Here is a 16855-nt window from a genome sequence, read left to right as displayed (position 1 = left end):
GCCTCCGGCAGGTGGGTTCGCAGCAGCGAAACAGAGGATCGCATCGGCCCCGGGCCGTTGAATCCATACAAAGGTATGAACCAGCTGCTGGCGAATTGTAAATCTGTCTGATGTCGCCGCGCCCGGGCCCTGGGGAAACTGGAGGTCAGGCCGCGCGCAGTCCAGCGCCCCGGCCCATTGCCCTCACCGGACATTCCCTCGACTCATCGGAGCCCATAACAATGCCAAAGTCTCTGAGCAGCGTCATCGCCGTTTCCATCGCTTGTCTTTCCACCCACGCCCTGGCCGACCTCACCGTGGCCTCCCAGGGCGGGGCGAACAAGAACGCGCAGCAGCAGGCCTACTACCAGCCCTACAGCGCGCAGACCGGCAGCCGGATCATTGCCGACGAATTCAACGGCGAAATGGCCAAGGTCAAGATCCAGGTCGACACCGGCAGCGTCTCCTGGGACGTGGTGGAGCTGGAAACGCCGGAACTGCTGCGCGCCTGCGACGAGGGGCTGCTGGAGGAGATCGGCGACGACCCGGCCATCGCCGCCCTGGCGCCCAAGCTGGTCAAGGGCGCGCTCAACACCTGCGGCGCGGGCATCTTCGTCTGGTCCACGGTGCTGGCCTACAACGCCGACAAGCTCAAGACCGCGCCCACCGGCTGGGCCGACTTCTGGGACGTGAAGAAGTACCCGGGCAAGCGCGGGCTGCGCAAGGGCCCGATGTACACCCTTGAGTACGCGCTGATGGCCGACGGCGTGCCGTACAAGGACATCTACGCCGTGCTCGCCACCAAGGAAGGCCAGGACCGCGCCTTCCGCAAGCTCGACGAGATCAAGCCGTACATCCAGTGGTGGGAAGCCGGCGCGCAGCCGCCGCAGTACCTGGTCTCCGGCGACGTGGTGATGAGCGCCGCGTACAACGGGCGCATCTCCGCCGTGCAGAACGAAAGCAACCTGAAGGTGGTGTGGAACGGCGGCATCTACGACATCGAGTCCTACGCCATTCCCAAGGGCGCCAAGCACGCCGAGGAAGGACGCAAGTTCATCCGGTTCGCGCTGCAGGAGCCGCAGCAGAAGGCCTATTCCGACCACATCGCCTATGGGCCGGTGAACCTCGAGGCTGCGGCGCAGATAGCGCCTGCGCAGAGCCGGGACCTTCCCAGCGCGCCGGATAACCTGGGCAAGCAGCTGGCGATGGATGCGGCGTTCTGGGCGGATCATGGGGAGCAGCTGCAGCAGCGGTTCAATGCCTGGGCGGCGCGCTGATCGTTTGGTGTGTTGGTTTGGCGGGGGTGTTTACATCCTGGCCTTGGCTCCCTCTCCCCAGCCCTCTCCCTGAAGGGAGAGGGGGCCGTCCTGAGCGACGTATCGGTCAGGCGTTATCCTTCCACGCCTATCTCCCCCTCGTCATTCCCGCGAACGCGCACTACTGTCCGGAATATTTATCGGGGAAAGTCTGGAGGGCTTGCGGGGGCTGAAGGCACGGGTTAAACCGTTGAGCGCCAACTCAACCTCACAGCCCCCGCAAGATGTTCAGGATAAGCCGTTTTCACGATGTTCTAAAAGCGCTGCCTCGCGGCGTCTTCGATCGACTGGTCGCCGAACAAAACGCCGACAAGCACAGCAAGCGCTTTGGCAGTTGGGATCACCTGGTCGCCATGGTGTATGCCCAACTGGCCGGCGTGAGCAGCCTGCGGGCGCTTGAAACCAGCTTCAACAGCCATCCCCATCAGCACTATCACCTGGGTACAGGCCCGATCCGGCGTTCCACCCTGGCCGACGCCAACGAACGCCGTAATACCGAGGTCTTCGCCCAGGCAGCGCACTACCTGATGGCGGGCGTCTGCCGGCAGTTACGCCGTGACGGGAAAGAACTGCTGTACCTGCTGGATTCCACCACGATCCCCCTCAAGGGCCCTGGTTTCGACGAATGGACGCTGTCCAATCGAACCCGCTCCCAGGGGCTGAAAGTCCATGTGCTGTATGCCGAGCAGGCGGCTGCGCCCGTGCACTGCAGCTTCAGCGCAGCCAACGTCAACGACGTTGATGAAGGCAGGAGGCTGAACATCGAACCGCAGGCCACCTACGTGTTTGACAAGGGTTATTACGACTTCAACTGGTGGGCGAGCCTGGATGCCCAGAAGGCCCGCTTCGTCACACGATTCAAGTCCAATGTGCAGCTCAAGGTCCTGGCCTTGCGCGAAGTCCCCCAGCAAGACCGGGAAACGATCCTGCGAGACGAAGAGGTGAGCTTCTCCAACCGCAACCCAGGTGGCCGGCGGCGTAATCACTACACCCAGCCCCTGCGGCGGATCCTGGTGAACCGCCCAGGCGATGAGCCACCTCTGAGCCTGGCGACCAACGACCTGAGTAGCCCGGCGGCAGAAATCGCCGAGCGCTACCGGGATCGCTGGCGGATCGAGCTGTTTTTCAAATGGATCAAGCAACACCTGAAGGTCAGGCGTTTCCTGGGCCGTAGCGAGAATGCCGTGCGCATCCAGATTCTCTGTGCGCTGATCAGCTATTTGCTGCTGAGTCTTTACCAACGCAGAACGGGAACGCAGCAGAGCCTGTGGATGCTGATGGTGGAGGTACAGGCGACGCTGTTTCAGCGTCCTGGCCTGGAGGCTGAACGTTACCGACGACGGCAAGAGCGAATACGCGAGATCAACCTGCGTCAGGGGCAACTGTTAATAGCATGAGGCGTGCCGGACAGCAGTGCGCGAACGCGGGAATGACGGGGTGAGGTTAGGCGCTTCAGGATGACTCAGGGTTCGCCCCAACTCCGAACAGCCCCCTCTCCCGCTTGCGGGAGAGGGTTGGGGAGAGGGCGCTCTTCGGGCACAACACCACTTCCCCCTACAAACTCCCCCTGACCGCTTCCAACCCCGGCCGCCCATCGACGGTCGCCACATCCTTCAACCACGGCTCCAGCATCTGCGGGTTCTTCTTCAGCCAGGCTTTCGCCGCGTCCTCGGGTTCCATCTTGTCATCCAGGATGGAGCCCATGATGGTGTTCTCCATGTCCAGGGTGAAGCTGAGGTTCTTCAGCAGTTGCCCCACGTTCGGGCATTCGTCCACGTAGCCCTTGCGGGTGCTGGTGTAGACGGTGGCGTCGCCGAAGTCCGGGCCGAAGAAGGCGTCGCCGCCGGTGAGGAAGCGGATCCTGAAGCGGGTGTTCATCGGGTGCGGTTCCCAGCCCAGGAAGAGGATCGCGTTCTTCCTGCGGATGGCCCGGTCGACCTGGGACAGCATGCCCGACTCGCTGGACGCCACCACGTTGAAGCCGGCGTCCTTGAGGCCGAAGGCGTTCTGCTCGATGGCCTTGAGCACGGCGTTGTTGCCGCCGTCGCCCGGCTCCAGGCCGTAGATCTTGCCGTTGAGTTCATCCTTGAATTTCGGGATGTCCGCGAAGTCCTTCAGCCCGCGGTTCCAGAGCTCCTCCGGCACCGCCAGGGTGTACTTGGCGTGCTTGAGGTTGACGCGGACGATGTCGATCCTGCCGGCGTCGCGGTAGGGCTTGAGATCCGGCTCCATGGTCGGGATCCAGGTGCCGAGGAACACGTCCATGTTCTTGCCTTCGGCCAGCGCCTTGTAGGTCAGCGGCACCCCCAGCAGGGTCACCTTGGTCTTGTAGCCCAGGCCCTTGAGCAGGGTGTTGGCGATGGCGGTGGTGGACTGGATGTCGGTCCAGCCGGGGTCGGACATCCTGACCAGTTGGCACTGCGCGGGCTCGGCGGCCTGCGCCGCGGCGGGGAGAACGGCCAGGGCGCCCAGGAACAGCAGGGATGCAGCTTTCATCGGGAGAATCCTCAAGGCAAGGTTTTGTTTTTGTGGGTTGCGCCTGCGCAGGGCAGGCCCGCCTCACCGGCGTATGCCGATGGTCTTCCCGCAATAGCCGGGGTGCCGGGCCCCCTGGAACTGCCGGAAAAGCTCGGAAATCCGCGAATCCACCGCCCCGGCGAAGGCACTGGACCTGCCGGTTCGGCTGTCGATGTTCATCAGCATCTGCTCGCTGACGGCCAGGGGCTCGGCCGCGCCCTCGCGGTAGAGGTTGTGCACGATGTGCAGGCGCTTGAGGTCGCGGTCGATGAACGACGTGCGCACTTCCAGCGCCTCGTGCAGCTTCGCCTGGGCCAGGTAGTTGATGTGCGCTTCGAGGGTGAACAGGGTGTGCCCGGTGTCGGCCCGGCCCGCCGCGTCCAGGCCGATGCGCGCCATCAGCGCATCGGTGGCGTAGCTGAAGATGAGGAAGTAGAAAGCGTCGCGCAGGTGCTCGTTGTAGTCGATCCATTCGCGCAGCACGGGCGTTCGATAGGTCAGCATGGCGTGTCCTGCTCTTGGGGGGAGTTGGCTTACAGGTCCAGTTCCAGGGTCGCGGAAAGCGCCCGGGACACGCAGACCATCAGGGTGCGGTTGGCCTTGCGCTCCGCCTCGCTCAGCACGCTGTCGCGGTGGTCGGGGATGCCGGCCAGCACCCGGGTCTCGCAGGAGCCGCAGGTGCCCTCGCGGCAGGAGTTCTCGACGCAGACGCCGTTGGCCTCCAGCACCTGCAGGATGCTCTGCCCGGCCGGCACCTCCAGGCACTTGCCGCTGCGCGCGAGCTTGAGGGTGAAGGGCGCGTCGGCCCCGGCCTTCTCCACCTGCCGAGGCGTGAACCATTCGAAGTGCACCTGCTCGGCGGGGAAGGCCCTGGCCGCCGCCTCCACCGCCAGCATCAGGGGCGTGGGGCCGCAGGTGTAGAGGTGCGCCCGCGCCGGCAGGCGGGCCAGGTTGCCGGCGATGTCGAACAGCCCGCCGGCCTCTTCGTCGGCATGCAGGGTCACCCGGCTGCCGTAGGCCGCGAGCTGGTCGAGGAAGGCCGCGCGCTCGCGGCTGCGCACCAGGTAGAACAGCCGCCAGGGGCGCCGGTTCGCCTCGCACCAGTGGATCATCGAGAGGATCGGCGTGATACCGATGCCGCCGGCGAAGAAGACCAACTCGGAGGCGTCCTCGAACAGCGGGAAGTGGTTGCGCGGCGGCGTGACGCTGAGCAGGTCGCCGACGCGCAACTGCTGGTGGATGTAGCGCGAACCGCCGCGGCTGGCCGGCGCCAGGCCGACGCCGACGCGGTAGGCGTCGCGCTGCCGGGCGTCGCCGCATAGCGAATACTGGCGCACCAGGCCGCCGGGCAGGTGCAGTTCGATGTGCGCGCCGGGGGTGAAGGCCGGCAGCTCGCCGCCGGCGGGATCGCGCAGTTCGATGACCAGCGCGTCCCGGGCGGCGCTGGCGATCTCCGCCACCCGCAGTGTCAGACGTTGGACCGACATGATGACCTCTGCTCCTGGATCGGGGACTACGGCTGGCGGAGCGCTTGCTCCCCGCCAGCCTGCGAACGACCTCGACGGCTTATTTGCGCCGCAGGTTCGCGGTGGTCTTGAGCATCGCGGTGATCAGCTCGTCGCGGGCCCGGGAAAGCTCCGCCTGGGTACCGTCGGCGGACTCGGCGGCCACGCCCTGGACCAGCAGCGCCGCGGTTTCGGCATCCAGCCGCGGGTCGCCCAGGTCGTCCCACCAGCGGTGGAAGCTCTCGGCGTACTTCTGGCAGAAGGACTCCAGGCCGCCGGGCCCGCCGCCCAGGTGGAACAGCAGTGTCGGCCCCATGGCCGCCCAGCGCAGGCCGGGCCCGGCCCACACGGCGGTGTCGACGTCCTCGACGCTGGCCGCGCCGATCTTCACCAGGTGGATCGCCTCGCGCCAGAGCGCGGCCTGCAGGCGGTTGGCGACGTGGCCGGGGACTTCGCGGTGGACGCGGATGGTCACCTTGCCGACCTGCTCGTAGAAGCGCTCCGCGCCCTCCACCGCATCCTGCGCGGTGCGCTGGTTGCCCATGACCTCCACCAGCGGGATCAGGTGCGGCGGGTTGAACGGGTGGCCGAGGACGAAGCGCGACGGGTCCCGCCAGCCAGCCTGCATCTCGCTCAGCGGCAGGCCCGAGGCGGACGACGCGACTATGGCGCCGGCCTTCAGCAGCGGTTCGATTTCGGCATAGAGCGCATGCTTGATCCGAATGCGCTCGGGCACGCTCTCCTGGATGAAATCGGCGTGCTTCACCGCGTCGGCGGCGTTGCGGTGGAAGCTCAGCTCGCCCGGCGCGTCCTCCTTCACCAGCCCCAGTTCCACCAGGGTGGGCCAGGCGTTCTTCACGTACTCGCGCACGTCGTCCTCCATCCCCTCGGCAGGGTCGAAGACCGCCACGTCACGGCCGGAGGCCAGGAACAACGCCGCCCAGCTGGCACCGATGACACCGGCGCCCAATACCGCCACATTCTGGAATTCACGCATCAGAAGAACCTCGGTTGGAGTGGAGAGGCGGCGGTCAGGCCGCCGTCGATGACATAGCACTGGCCGGTGACGAAGCCGGCCTGTTCACTGGCGAGCCAGGCCACCAGCCCGGCAACGTCCCGGGGCCGGCCGAAGCGCCCGGCGGGGTGCCGGGCCAGGGCGTCGGCCTTGGCTTTCCCGGGGTCGCGGGCCTGGGCGAAACCGTCCTCGGCCATGGCCGTCATGATCCAGCCCGGGCACACCGCGTTACAGCGCACGCGCGGGCCGTGGTCGATGGCGATGGAGCGCGTCAGGCCATGCACGAAGGCCTTGGAGGCGTTGTACAGGGCCATGGACGGATCGGCGTTCAGCCCGGAGATCGAGCCGAGGTTGACGATGCTGCCGCCCCGCTCCGCCATGACCGGCAACACGGCGCGGCAGAGATTGAAGGTGCCCTTGGCGTTGATGCCCATGACCTGCTCCCAGTCCTCGTCGGTGGTTACGTCGAGGGTCTTCTCCACCTGCACGCCGGCGTTGTTGACCAGCACGGTGGGCGCGCCGAAGTGTTCGAGGGTGAGTTCCACCACGCGCCCGGCATCGACGCTACGGGAGACGTCGGCCTGCACCCACAGCACCGCTTCATCCAGGTCGGCCGGTCGCTCTCCCCGGCCGCAGGTCGCGACCTGCGCGCCCTGGGCGAGGAACCGGTCGACGATGGCCCGGCCGATGCCGCGCCCGCCGCCCGTCACTATCACGATGTCCTTGTCCATGGCCTTCACCCGTGCGCGAACATGACGTGGCGGACGGCGGTGTAGGCTTCGAGGGCGAACACCGACATGTCGCAGCCGTGCCCCGAGCCCTTCATGGCCGCCCAGGGCATTTCCGGCGTGGCCACGCCGTGGGTGTTCACCCAGGTGAAGCCGTAGCGCAGGCGGCTGGTGGCGGCCATGGCCCGCGCGCTGTCCCGCGTCCACACCGAGGACGCCAGGCCGTAGCGGCCGGCGTTGGCGATGGCTATCGGATCGTCCCCGGCGCCGAAGCGCGACACCGTGACCACCGGCCCGAAGATTTCACAGGTGGCGATCTCCGCATCGTTGTCGACGTTGGCCACCACCGTGGGGCGGTAGAAGAAGCCGGGACGCTCCTCGGCGAAGCCGCCGGCCACCACTTCGGCGCGCCCGCGGGCGCGCTCGACGAGGCCGGCCACGCGCTGGCGGTGCGCCTGGCTGATCAGCGGGCCCATCTCGGTGCCCGCCTCGCGCGGGCCGCCGGTGCGTATCGAGCCCACCGCGTCGGCCAGTGCGGCGACGACCCGCTCGTAGACCGCGTCGGCCACCAGCAGGCGGCAGGGTTGCGCGCAATCCTGGCCGGCGTTGAAGAACGCGGTGCCGCGCAGGGTGGCGACCAGCTTGTCGACGTCGGCATCGGCGTAGACGATCACCGGCGCCTTGCCACCCAGTTCCAGATGCACCTGGCGCAGTTGCTGCGCCGCCGCGCGCATGGCCGCGGCGCCGGTGGCGGGCGATCCGGTGATGCTGACGCCTTCCATCCCAGCAGCATTGATAAGACGATCACCGATGCTCGCTCCTCTTCCGTTGATCACGTTGACCACGCCCTTGGGCACCACGTCCTGCAGCAGCTCGGCCAGGCGCAGGGTCGACAGCGGTGTCAGCTCCGAGGGCTTGAGCACCACCGTGCAGCCGGCCGCCAGCGGCGCGGCCAGCTTCCAGGCGGCCATCATCAGCGGGTAGTTCCAGGGCGCGATGGCCGCCACCGGGCCCAGCGGGTCGCGGCGGATCAGGCTGGTGTGTTCCGCCACGTATTCACCGGCGGCGACGCCCGCCAGGGTGCGCGCCGCACCGGCGAAGAAGCGGAAGCTGTCGAGGGTCAGCGGCAGCTCGTCGTCCAGCGCCGACGGCCAGGGCTTGCCGACGTTGGCGCTTTCCAGCGCGGCCAGCTCCGGCGCGTGGGCCTCGATGACGTCGGCGATGTCCAGCAACAGGGCGGAGCGTTCGGCGGGCGTGCTGCGGCCGTAACGGTGGAAGGCTTCCTCCGCCGCGCGGGCGGCGGCGTCCACCTGTTGCGGACTGGCCTCGTGGACCTGGGCGATGCGCTCGCCGCTGGCGGGGTCGATCACCGCCAGGGCCTCGCCCTCGCCCGCCACCAGTTCGCCGTCGATCAGCATTCGGGTCTGCATGAGCTTCTCCCCTCTCAGAACTCGACCTTGTCGCCGCCCTTGAGCCCCAGGCGCGCGCGGGCTTCGGCCGGCGTGGCGACCTTGAGGCCGAGGCTTTCGACGATCGAACGGATCTTGCGCACCTGCTCGGCGTTGCTTTTGGCCTTCTCGCCCGGCGCTATGTACAGGCTGTCTTCCAGGCCGACGCGCAGGTTGCCGCCCAGCAGCGCGGCCTGGGTGGCGAAGTGCATCTGGTTCTTGCCGGCGGCCAGCACCGACCACTCGTAGTCCTTGCCGAACAGCTTCTGGGCGACGCTGTGCATGTGCATCAGGTTGTCCAGGTCGGCGCCGACGCCGCCCAGCACGCCGAACACCATCTGCACGAAGAACGGCGGCTTGATCCAGCCCTGGTCGATGACCCAGGCCAGGTTGTAGAGGTGGCCCAGGTCATAGCACTCGAACTCGAAGCGCGTGCCGTGGCCCTCGCCCAACTCCTTCACGATGTACTCGATGTCGGCGAAGGTGTTGCGGAAGATGAAGTCGCGGGTGCTGTCGAGGAAGGCCGGTTCCCAGTCGTGTTTCCAGCTCGGGTATCTGGCCTTCATCGGGAAGATGCCGAAGTTCATCGAGCCGACGTTCAGCGAGGCCATTTCCGGGCTCAGGCTCACCGCGGCGCGCAGGCGCTCCTCGCGGCTCATGCCCAGGCCGCCGCCGGTGGAGACGTTGAGCACCGCGTCGCTGGCGCCCTTGATCTGCCCCATGAAGTCGCGGAACAGCTCGGGGCGCGGGTCGGGCTTGCCGGTCTCGGGATGGCGGGCATGCAGGTGGATGATCGAGGCGCCCGCCTCGGCCGCCTCGATGGATGAGCGGGCGATCTCGTCCGGGGTGATCGGCAGGTATTCGGACATGGTCGGCGTGTGCACGCCGCCGGTGGTGGCGCAGGTGATGATGACGGACTTGGGCATGGTCGCTCTCACAGTTTCATTTGTTGGACTTGTGCGGTCAGCCCGCCATCGAGCACCCACAACTGCCCGGAGGCGTAGCGGGCTTCGTCGCCGGCGAGCCAGTTCACCAGGTTGGCGACGTCCTCCGGGGTGCCGTAGCGGCGCAGCGGGTGCACGTCGCGCACGGCCGCTTCCAGGCTCTGGATGTCGCCGTGGTCGCGGAAGAAGCTGCGCAGCATCGGCGTGTCCACGTAGCCGGGGCAGACGGCGTTGACGCGGATGCCCTCGGGGCCGTGGTCGCAGGCCATGGCGCGGGTCAGCGCATGCACCGCGCCCTTGGTGGCGCAGTAGGCGGCCAGGCCCGGGTCGGCGATGAAGCCGTCGTAGGAGCCGAAGTTGACGATGCTCGCCGAGCCGCTGTCGCGCAGCAGCGGCAGGGCGAATTTCGAGACCAGGAAGGTGCCGGTGACGTTCACCGCGAAGATGCGGTTCCAGTCTTCCAGGCTGGTCTGCTCGATGGTCTTCTCGATCTCGATGCCGGCGGCGTTGACCAGGACGTCGAGCTTGCCGGCCCGCGCCTGCACCGTCGCCATGGCCTGGCGCACGCTCTCCTGCGAGCTGACGTCGAGCGGGACGAAGGTCGTGCCCGGCACGGCCGCGGACTCCTTCAGGTCGGCGGCGAACACCGTGGCGCCCTCCCTGACGAAGCGCGCGCAGATGGCGCGGCCGATCCCGCCCAGGCCGCCGGTGACGAAGGCGACCTTCCCTTGCAGCGCGCCGCTCATGCCTCGACTCCCTGCTCATACGCGCCCAGCACCAGGCCATGGAAGTGGTGCAGCGCGTGCTCGGACTTGCCCGAGCCGTTGGGGTCGGTGACGATGCGCCCCTGCTCGAAGGCCGGCGTGCGCATGCCGCGCTGGACGTTCTCCACCAGGGCGATGTCCTCCACCTGCAGCACTTCGTCGAGGTAGCGGATGGCTTCCTTCTCCATCTCGTTCGCCTCGGGCGTTTCGAGGAAGAAGTCGTAGGTCTCGTAGGTCAGGTCGGGGCCGGCCGGGATGATGTGCAGCACAATCATCGAGCTGCGCCCCGGGTAGCGCATCAGGCAGGTGTTGGGCCACAGCCACCACACCGCGTGGGTGCGCACCTTGGCCTGGGAGGTGTCGTAGGCGCTGTTCTGGCCCTGGCCGGCCTCGGCCATGTGGCTGGAATAGATGCCGTGGGTGCGCACCTTGTAAGTGCTCATGTCCACCAGGGTGCAGAAGTCCTTGTGCGCCGTCGGGCAGTGGTAGCACTCCAGGAAGTTGTCGACGACGTTCTTCCAGTTGGACTTGATGGCGTAGGTCAGGCGGTGGCCGAAGGTCAGGTTGGCGATGTCCGGCGCCCAGTGCAGGATTTCCTCCTGCAACTCGCCGGACTGCTCGCGCAGCGGCCGCGCGGCGGGGTCGAGGTTGACGAAGATGAAGCCGCAGAACTCCTCGACCTGCACGGGGCTGAGGTGGATCTCGCCCTTGTCGAACTCCTTCAGGCCGCCGACGTGGGGCGCGCCGCTGAGCTGGCCGTCCAGGCCGTAGCACCAGGAGTGGTAGGGGCAGATGATGCGGTTGACCTTGCCCTCGCCGCTGAGCACCGGGTGCGCGCGGTGCTTGCAGACGTTGTAGAAGGCGCGCAGCTTGCCGTCGTGGTCGCGCACCACGGCGATGGGGTTGCCGGCGATTTCCGCGGTGGTGTAGGTGCCCGGCTCGCGGACCTTTTCCACGTGGCAGACCCATTGCCAGGACTTGGCGATGATCTGCTGCTGGTCCAGGCGGAACCATTGCGGGTCGACGTAGGCGTCCGCGCGCAGCGACTGGGAGATCAGCGGGTCCGGGTGGTAGCCCCGGGCGATGTTCTGGAGTTGTACTTTGGAGATGACTTCAGACATATCAGCGGCCTTCCGGTACAGGAAATTCCTGGGTTTGTGTTCTTGTCTCGGGGCCGATAGTGGTCGTCGCGGGGCGGGCAAAATGTGCAGGATTCGCCGCGTTTTTTTCGTTTTTGGCCATGGTCGCTTTTGGATATGAGCGTCTCGTTTGCGACCGCCCTGGGCTGGGCGCGCAGGCTCCCGCCGCCCGTGCGGGGCGGGTTGCAGGGTGTCAGCAGTGGCTTTGGGGAAAAGGCGTCAGGGCGTGACCTGGTGCATCGGCCAGGCCCGGAACTCGAAGGGAATGCGGCCGTCGAGGCGGTCGCGGCGCGGCGTCAGGCCGAAGCGCTCGCGGTAGATGCGGCTGAAGTGCGACTGGTTGGCGAAGCCCGAGGCCACGGCGATCTCCATCAGCGACATGTCGGTCTGGGTCACCAGGCAGCGCGCGCGGTCCAGGCGGATGTCGCGGTAGTACAACGCCGGGCTCTTCTGCACGATCTGGTTGAACAGGCGGTCGAGCTGGCGCTGGGAGATGCCGATGCGCTCGCAGATGTCCGGGATCGGCACGGCCTCCTCCAGGTTCTGCTCCATGATGCGGATGGCCTGCTTGACCAGGTCCGGCACGGTGTTGCCCAGCGGCTGCGGCGTCTCCGGGTTCTGCTGCGTGCCCAGGGGGCGCAGACGCTCATGGAACAGGTAGCGCGCGGTCTCGTTGGCCAGGGTGTCGCCGTGCAGCGAACGGATGACGTGCAGCGCGCAGTCGGTGGACGCGGCGCCGCCGCAGCAGGTGATGCGCTTGCCGTCCATCACCAGCATGTCTTCGCAGATATCCACTTCCGGGTACAGTTCCTTCAGCGAATCGATGTGCTCGTAGTGCCCGGTGGCGCGCTTGCCGTTGAGCAGCCCGGCCTCGGCCAGCAGGTAGACGCCGGTGTCCAGCGCGCCGAGCACCACCCCTTCCCTCGCCCACAGTCGCAGCGCCGCGCTCAGCGCCGGGCCGTGCAGCGTCTCCGGGTTCCAGCTGGAAGACAGCATCACCAGGTCGGGCACGCCCTGCACCTCGGCCAGCGCCCGGGTGTCAGTGCTCATGGCATTGCTCGCCACCACCGGCCCGCCGTTCATCGACACCACTTCCCAGTGGAAATGGGTATGGCCGCTCAGGTAGTTGGCGGCGCGGAACGGGTCGATGAAGGCCGTGGTGGCCGCCAGGTTGTAGTGCGGGAACACCAGGACGAGGATCGAGAACGGCGCGGCGGCTTCGGCGGGCATGGGGGTCTCCGTGGCGGCCCGGAGGGCGGGACTGCCGGGGAGAAATAGCACAGATCGCCGGGGCCCGCGCGCTCGAAACGCCCCCGCACGACGCCATGAAAAAAGCCCACCGCCAAGGTGGGCTTCCCGGCGCCGCTCGCGCCTCAGAAAGGCAGCGGCAGCTTGGCCGTGCGGCCGCCGTCCACGACTAGCACCTGGCCGGTGATGAAGGCCGCCGCGTCGCTGGCCAGGAACACAGCGACGCCGCCGATGTCCTCGGGCTCGCCGGTGCGGCCCACCGGGTGCAGCTTCAGCAGGCCGGCGCGGGCCAGCTCGGGTTGCGGCTGGGCGTCGATGTAGGCATCGCTCAGCTCCGAGTTGATCCACCCCGGGGCGATGGCGTTGCAACGGATGCCGTCGCGCCCCAGGTCGACGGCCATGGCCCGGGTGAAGCCATGCACGCCGGCCTTGGAGCCGCAGTAGGCGGTATGCCAGGGGTTGGCGCCGATGCCTTCGATGGAGCCGATGTTGACGATGCTGCCGCCGCCGCGCCGGCGCATCTGCGGCAGCAGCGCCTTGGCCAGGAACACCGGGGCGCGCAGGTTGACGGCCATCATGCGGTCCCAGTCGTCCTCGTGCATGTCGTCGAGGGACTTCTCGAACATGAAGCCGGCATTGTTGACCAGGATGTCGGCGCCGCCGAAATGCGCCTCGACGGCGCGGGCGATGGCATAGGGCGCCTCGCGCTCGCCCAGGTCGGCCTCGCACCATGCCACCCGCGGGTTCGCGCCCAGGTCTTCATCCAGCGGCTGGCGCTGGGCGACCAGCACGCGGGCGCCGGCCTCGAGCAGTTTCTCGCTGATCCCGCGGCCGATGCCGCGTCCGCCGCCGGTCACGACGGCTACCTTGTCATTGAGCAGCATGCTGGCCTCCTCAGCCCGAAACCGGTTTGGCGCCGGTGACTTCGAGCGTTTCCGCGGCAATGTAGCGCGCCTGGTCCGAGGCCAGGAAGGCGATCACGTCGGCGATGTCCTCCGGCTCGGCGATGCGGCCCAGCGGCACGGTCCTGTTCAGCTCCTCGATGGCCTTTTGCGGGTCCAGGCCACGGCGTTCGAAGCCGCTGCGGATCATCGGCGTGTTGATCTCGTGCGGGCACACGGCATTGACGCGGATGCCGAAGGGCGCGGCGTCCCGGCCCAGGTTCTTGGTCAGCGCGGCCACCGCGCCCTTGCTGGTGCAGTAGGCGACGTGCCCGGGGCCGGGGTAGACGCCCCAGACCGACGAGGTGTTGACGATGGCGCCGCCGCCGCGGCGCTTCATGTGCGGTATCGCCGCGCGGCAGAGGAAGAACACGGCGTTCAGGTTGACGTCCATCGCCGTGAACCACATGTCGTCGGTGGTTTCCTCGACCGTGCCGCGGGGAATGATGCCGGCATTGTTGAGCAGGATGTCGACGCCGCCGAAGCGCTCTACCGCCCGGGCGATTATCGCCTCGCAGTACTCCTTCTCGCGCAGGTTGCCGGCCAGGCACTCGGCCTCTGCGCCCAGGGCGCGCGCCTCGTCGACCATGGCCTGGCAGCCCTCGGCGTTGATGTCCGAGATCATCAGCCGGGCCCCTTCGGCGGCGAACAGCCGTACCAGCGCCTGGCCCACGCCGCCGGCGCCACCGGTAATCACGACAATCCTGTTTTCGAATCGCATGGCCTTGCACCTCAGTGGGATGTGTGAGGCCGATGATCGGCAGGCCGGGGGCCGGCGACAAACGACTTCTTCGCTGCATTCGATTAACTTTTGGTTAATCGAAACGCTTGGGCATTGGAGAAAATCTATAAAGTACTGCCCTGCACGCTTGAGTTTTGCTTAACTGACCAGGCGTCTTTCCATAGCGGGTGAGCCCCCATGAGCAACCTCCGGCATTCGCTGCCGCCACTGAATGCGCTGCGGACTTTCGAGGCCGCCGCCCGCCACGGCAGTTTCAAGATGGCGGCGGAAGAGCTCTACGTGACCCAGGCGGCGGTCAGCCGCCAGATCCAGGTGCTGGAGGACTTCTACGGGCTCAAGCTGTTCCTGCGCGGCAACCGCAAGGTCGAGCTGACCGACGACGGGCATGCGTTGTACCTGGCCGCGTCGTCGGCCCTGCACCACATCGCCAATGCCTCCAGCGACCTGTTGCGGCGCAACGGCCAGGATCATCTCGCCCTGATCACCACCACGGCCTTCGCCCAGCTGTGGCTGATGCCGCGGCTGAAGCAGCTACGCGCGCAATATCCCGAACTGCAGCTGCACCTGATCAGCACCGAAGGCAACCCCGACTACCAGGAGAACTTCACGGCGGCGGTGACCCTGGGGCTGGAGGAGCATCCGCGCTACGTGGCCGAGTACCTGTTTTCCGAGGAGGTGTTCCCGGTCTGCACCCCGGGCTTTCTCGAACAGCATCCCCAGGTCGCGACATTGCCCGGGCTACTGGACGCCACCCTGCTCAACCTCAGCGCGAGCCACTGGAAGGCCAGGCTGTGGGCGCCCATCGACTGGGCGTTCTGGTTGCGGCAGTTCGGCCTGGACGTTTCCGGAAGCCGGGAGGCCATGAACTTCAGCCACTTCTCCATGCTCATGGACGCGGTGCACCAGGAGGTCGGCGTCGGCCTGGCCTGGCGCCACCTGGTCCAGCCGCAGCTGGACAGCGGCAGGCTGGTGCGCCCCCTTCAGGAAACCTACTTCGCCGACGACAGGAAGCATTACTTCGTCTGCCGCCGCGACCTGGCCGGCTCGACGGGCATCCGCATGCTCCGCGAGTGGCTGCTGGCGCAGACCCAGGCGCTGAGAAACCCGGCCCCGTAGCAGGGCGCCGCCTGGCGCTGGGCAAGGCGGCGACCGCTGCGGTGAAGGCCATCGCTACAGACGATGGCCATCCGGCCGCGGGGCTCAGGCGCCCTGCCCGGCCGCCTCGAACAGCAGCCCGAACAAGCCTTCGCAATCGGCGCTGGTAGGCAGCGCCGCGATCGCCCCGGCGATCTCCTGCCGGAAGGCCTCGTCCAGGGTGATGCCGGCCAGCAGGTCGAACTTGGCGCGGAACTCTTCGCGGCTCATGGCGGTGTCGGGGTCGCCCTTGGCCGCGGTCACCGGGCTGGTGAACACCTGGCCGTCCTTGAGCGACACCGAGACCCGCGAAAGGATCTCGTTGGGGAAGCGCGCGGAAAGCTCGTCGCTTTCGACGATGTCGACGCGCTGGCTGACGGCCAGGATGTCCGAGGCGTGCACCGCATCCCCGGTCACCTCCAGCGGCCCCACCTGGCCACGCACGGCCAGGGCCGCCAGCGGGAAGGCCAGGGCGTACTGCGCCTCGTCGGCGTTGGCCGGCGTGTGCCCCTGCAAACGCATGGATTCGTGGAAGGTCTGCACCTTGATGCGCTCGATGTTCTCGCCGCGGATCTGCGGGTGCTCGGCCATCAGCGCGGTCAGCGCGGTCAGCGCCGGCTGGGCCCAGCGGCACACCGGCCAGGGCTTGAAGTACTGGGCGTCGATCTCCCAGCGCTGGCCCAGGTCGCGCCAGTGGCCGGCGACCTCGTCGAATTCGACCGTCTCGGCCGGGGCCCCGGTGACGCCGGCCTCGGCCAGCAGCAGCGCGTTGAGGCCGGCGAAAGCGCCGGCGCCGTGGGCGTCCCGCAGCATGGAGGGGTGGTCCACCAGGCGCATCATCGGGCAGCGCGGGCCGAAGTATTCGGCAATGCCCAGGGCGTGGCGGAACTGCTGTTCGTCGAAGCCCAGCAGGCGCGCGCCGCCGCACACCACACCGATGCCGGAGAACGCGCCCGAGGCGTGGTATTGCGGCGCCGTGGCCATGAGCGCGGCGCCGGCGCGCAGGGCGGTTTCGTAGCCGATGGTCAGGGCGCTGAGCAGTTCCGCGCCGCTGATGCTCCGGCCCTGCTGGCGGCAGGCGTCCACCAGGGCCAGCAGCGCCGGCACCACGGTGGCGCCGGCGTGGCCCTTGGAGGTGAAGTGGCCTTCGTGGGCATCCAGGCTGTCGACGCAGAAGCCGCCGGCCCAGGCCGCGCCCAGCGGGTGCACCGCGCGGCCGTCGAACAGCAGGCGGCTGGAAAGCACGCCCGCCGGGTAATGGTTCAAGGCATAACGGCGCAGCGCCTGGCTGGTGGCGTTGTCGCGAGCGCCGGCGGCGACGCCGAGGATGTCCAGCAGGCAGGTCTGCATGAGTTCGCGGGTGTGCGCGGGCGCCTGCTCGAAGCGGAATTCACGGACGAACGAATAAAGCGACATGTGGAGGCTCCACAGACGG

16 protein-coding genes are annotated in these 16855 nt (G+C 67.7%); 3 read left to right on the top strand and 13 right to left on the bottom strand.

Features of this window, described 5'->3' with window-relative positions:
• The first annotated feature begins 221 nt into the window (after nucleotides 1–221).
• Nucleotides 222–1256, top strand: a complete 1035-nt coding sequence (locus M8R19_RS31205; protein ID WP_249919910.1) for an ABC transporter substrate-binding protein — start codon at nucleotides 222–224, stop codon at nucleotides 1254–1256.
• A gap of 263 nt (nucleotides 1257–1519) precedes the next feature.
• Entirely contained in the window at nucleotides 1520–2692 is a 1173-nt protein-coding gene (locus tag M8R19_RS31200; RefSeq protein WP_249919909.1) for an IS4 family transposase, read from the top strand.
• A 157-nt stretch (nucleotides 2693–2849) separates the two neighbouring features.
• Here the strand turns inward: M8R19_RS31200 and choX are convergent, their stop codons facing one another.
• The 12 genes from choX to M8R19_RS31140 form a co-directional block, all read right to left on the bottom strand.
• Complete coding sequence (choX, locus tag M8R19_RS31195; RefSeq protein ID WP_249919908.1) at nucleotides 2850–3791, bottom strand: choline ABC transporter substrate-binding protein; 942 nt, start codon at nucleotides 3789–3791, stop codon at nucleotides 2850–2852.
• A gap of 63 nt (nucleotides 3792–3854) precedes the next feature.
• Complete coding sequence (locus M8R19_RS31190) at nucleotides 3855–4316, bottom strand: thioesterase family protein (RefSeq protein ID WP_043273825.1); 462 nt, start codon at nucleotides 4314–4316, stop codon at nucleotides 3855–3857.
• A 29-nt stretch (nucleotides 4317–4345) separates the two neighbouring features.
• A complete protein-coding gene (locus tag M8R19_RS31185) occupies nucleotides 4346–5299 on the bottom strand; it encodes a PDR/VanB family oxidoreductase (RefSeq protein WP_249919907.1) in 954 nt (317 codons plus the stop codon).
• A 79-nt stretch (nucleotides 5300–5378) separates the two neighbouring features.
• Nucleotides 5379–6314: a 3-hydroxyacyl-CoA dehydrogenase NAD-binding domain-containing protein gene (locus tag M8R19_RS31180; RefSeq protein ID WP_249919906.1), complete on the bottom strand. Its 936-nt coding sequence runs from the start codon at nucleotides 6312–6314 to the stop codon at nucleotides 5379–5381.
• Nucleotides 6314–7063, bottom strand: coding sequence for an SDR family NAD(P)-dependent oxidoreductase (locus M8R19_RS31175; RefSeq protein ID WP_249919905.1), 750 nt, complete (start codon nucleotides 7061–7063; stop codon nucleotides 6314–6316). Before M8R19_RS31175 ends, M8R19_RS31180 begins: the two co-directional genes overlap by 1 nt.
• Nucleotides 7064–7068: 5 nt before the next feature.
• Nucleotides 7069–8490: an aminobutyraldehyde dehydrogenase gene (locus M8R19_RS31170; RefSeq protein ID WP_249919904.1), complete on the bottom strand. Its 1422-nt coding sequence runs from the start codon at nucleotides 8488–8490 to the stop codon at nucleotides 7069–7071.
• Nucleotides 8491–8504: 14 nt separating this feature from the next.
• On the bottom strand, nucleotides 8505–9434 hold the full coding sequence (gene kce / locus M8R19_RS31165) for a 3,5-dioxohexanoate:acetyl-CoA acetone transferase (RefSeq protein WP_249919903.1): 930 nt from the start codon (nucleotides 9432–9434) through the stop codon (nucleotides 8505–8507).
• An 8-nt stretch (nucleotides 9435–9442) separates the two neighbouring features.
• A complete protein-coding gene (locus M8R19_RS31160) occupies nucleotides 9443–10198 on the bottom strand; it encodes an SDR family NAD(P)-dependent oxidoreductase (RefSeq protein WP_249919902.1) in 756 nt (251 codons plus the stop codon).
• On the bottom strand, nucleotides 10195–11337 hold the full coding sequence (locus M8R19_RS31155) for an aromatic ring-hydroxylating oxygenase subunit alpha (RefSeq protein WP_043312719.1): 1143 nt from the start codon (nucleotides 11335–11337) through the stop codon (nucleotides 10195–10197). Before M8R19_RS31155 ends, M8R19_RS31160 begins: the two co-directional genes overlap by 4 nt.
• A gap of 237 nt (nucleotides 11338–11574) precedes the next feature.
• On the bottom strand, nucleotides 11575–12585 hold the full coding sequence (locus tag M8R19_RS31150; protein ID WP_249919901.1) for a GlxA family transcriptional regulator: 1011 nt from the start codon (nucleotides 12583–12585) through the stop codon (nucleotides 11575–11577).
• A 143-nt stretch (nucleotides 12586–12728) separates the two neighbouring features.
• Complete coding sequence (locus M8R19_RS31145; protein WP_249919900.1) at nucleotides 12729–13487, bottom strand: SDR family NAD(P)-dependent oxidoreductase; 759 nt, start codon at nucleotides 13485–13487, stop codon at nucleotides 12729–12731.
• Between the two features lie 10 nt (nucleotides 13488–13497).
• Nucleotides 13498–14265: an SDR family NAD(P)-dependent oxidoreductase gene (locus M8R19_RS31140; RefSeq protein ID WP_074984485.1), complete on the bottom strand. Its 768-nt coding sequence runs from the start codon at nucleotides 14263–14265 to the stop codon at nucleotides 13498–13500.
• 198 nt (nucleotides 14266–14463) lie between these two features.
• On the opposite strand from M8R19_RS31140, the gene M8R19_RS31135 reads away from it, so the two are divergent.
• Complete coding sequence (locus tag M8R19_RS31135; RefSeq protein WP_009620124.1) at nucleotides 14464–15402, top strand: LysR substrate-binding domain-containing protein; 939 nt, start codon at nucleotides 14464–14466, stop codon at nucleotides 15400–15402.
• Nucleotides 15403–15486: 84 nt separating this feature from the next.
• Here M8R19_RS31135 and M8R19_RS31130 read toward each other — a convergent pair whose 3' ends face one another.
• Nucleotides 15487–16836, bottom strand: a complete 1350-nt coding sequence (locus M8R19_RS31130; RefSeq protein ID WP_249919899.1) for an MmgE/PrpD family protein — start codon at nucleotides 16834–16836, stop codon at nucleotides 15487–15489.
• Between the last annotated feature and the right edge of the window lie 19 nt (nucleotides 16837–16855).

The sequence above is a fragment of the Pseudomonas sp. R3.Fl genome, from assembly GCF_023516765.1.
GTDB lineage: Bacteria > Pseudomonadota > Gammaproteobacteria > Pseudomonadales > Pseudomonadaceae > Pseudomonas > Pseudomonas citronellolis.
This window is presented reverse-complemented; position numbering and strand designations above follow the sequence as displayed.

What these genes read in the sequence shown, in the direction of transcription:
- M8R19_RS31205 (WP_249919910.1), top strand. Translation starts at nt 222, where the DNA reads ATGCCAAAGTCTCTGAGCAGCGTCATCGCCGTTTCCATCGCTTGTCTT.
- M8R19_RS31200 (WP_249919909.1), top strand. Translation starts at nt 1,520, where the DNA reads ATGTTCAGGATAAGCCGTTTTCACGATGTTCTAAAAGCGCTGCCTCGC.
- choX (WP_249919908.1), bottom strand. Translation starts at nt 3,791, where the DNA reads ATGAAAGCTGCATCCCTGCTGTTCCTGGGCGCCCTGGCCGTTCTCCCC.
- M8R19_RS31190 (WP_043273825.1), bottom strand. Translation starts at nt 4,316, where the DNA reads ATGCTGACCTATCGAACGCCCGTGCTGCGCGAATGGATCGACTACAAC.
- M8R19_RS31185 (WP_249919907.1), bottom strand. Translation starts at nt 5,299, where the DNA reads ATGTCGGTCCAACGTCTGACACTGCGGGTGGCGGAGATCGCCAGCGCC.
- M8R19_RS31180 (WP_249919906.1), bottom strand. Translation starts at nt 6,314, where the DNA reads ATGCGTGAATTCCAGAATGTGGCGGTATTGGGCGCCGGTGTCATCGGT.
- M8R19_RS31175 (WP_249919905.1), bottom strand. Translation starts at nt 7,063, where the DNA reads ATGGACAAGGACATCGTGATAGTGACGGGCGGCGGGCGCGGCATCGGC.
- M8R19_RS31170 (WP_249919904.1), bottom strand. Translation starts at nt 8,490, where the DNA reads ATGCAGACCCGAATGCTGATCGACGGCGAACTGGTGGCGGGCGAGGGC.
- kce (WP_249919903.1), bottom strand. Translation starts at nt 9,434, where the DNA reads ATGCCCAAGTCCGTCATCATCACCTGCGCCACCACCGGCGGCGTGCAC.
- M8R19_RS31160 (WP_249919902.1), bottom strand. Translation starts at nt 10,198, where the DNA reads ATGAGCGGCGCGCTGCAAGGGAAGGTCGCCTTCGTCACCGGCGGCCTG.
- M8R19_RS31155 (WP_043312719.1), bottom strand. Translation starts at nt 11,337, where the DNA reads ATGTCTGAAGTCATCTCCAAAGTACAACTCCAGAACATCGCCCGGGGC.
- M8R19_RS31150 (WP_249919901.1), bottom strand. Translation starts at nt 12,585, where the DNA reads ATGCCCGCCGAAGCCGCCGCGCCGTTCTCGATCCTCGTCCTGGTGTTC.
- M8R19_RS31145 (WP_249919900.1), bottom strand. Translation starts at nt 13,487, where the DNA reads ATGCTGCTCAATGACAAGGTAGCCGTCGTGACCGGCGGCGGACGCGGC.
- M8R19_RS31140 (WP_074984485.1), bottom strand. Translation starts at nt 14,265, where the DNA reads ATGCGATTCGAAAACAGGATTGTCGTGATTACCGGTGGCGCCGGCGGC.
- M8R19_RS31135 (WP_009620124.1), top strand. Translation starts at nt 14,464, where the DNA reads ATGAGCAACCTCCGGCATTCGCTGCCGCCACTGAATGCGCTGCGGACT.
- M8R19_RS31130 (WP_249919899.1), bottom strand. Translation starts at nt 16,836, where the DNA reads ATGTCGCTTTATTCGTTCGTCCGTGAATTCCGCTTCGAGCAGGCGCCC.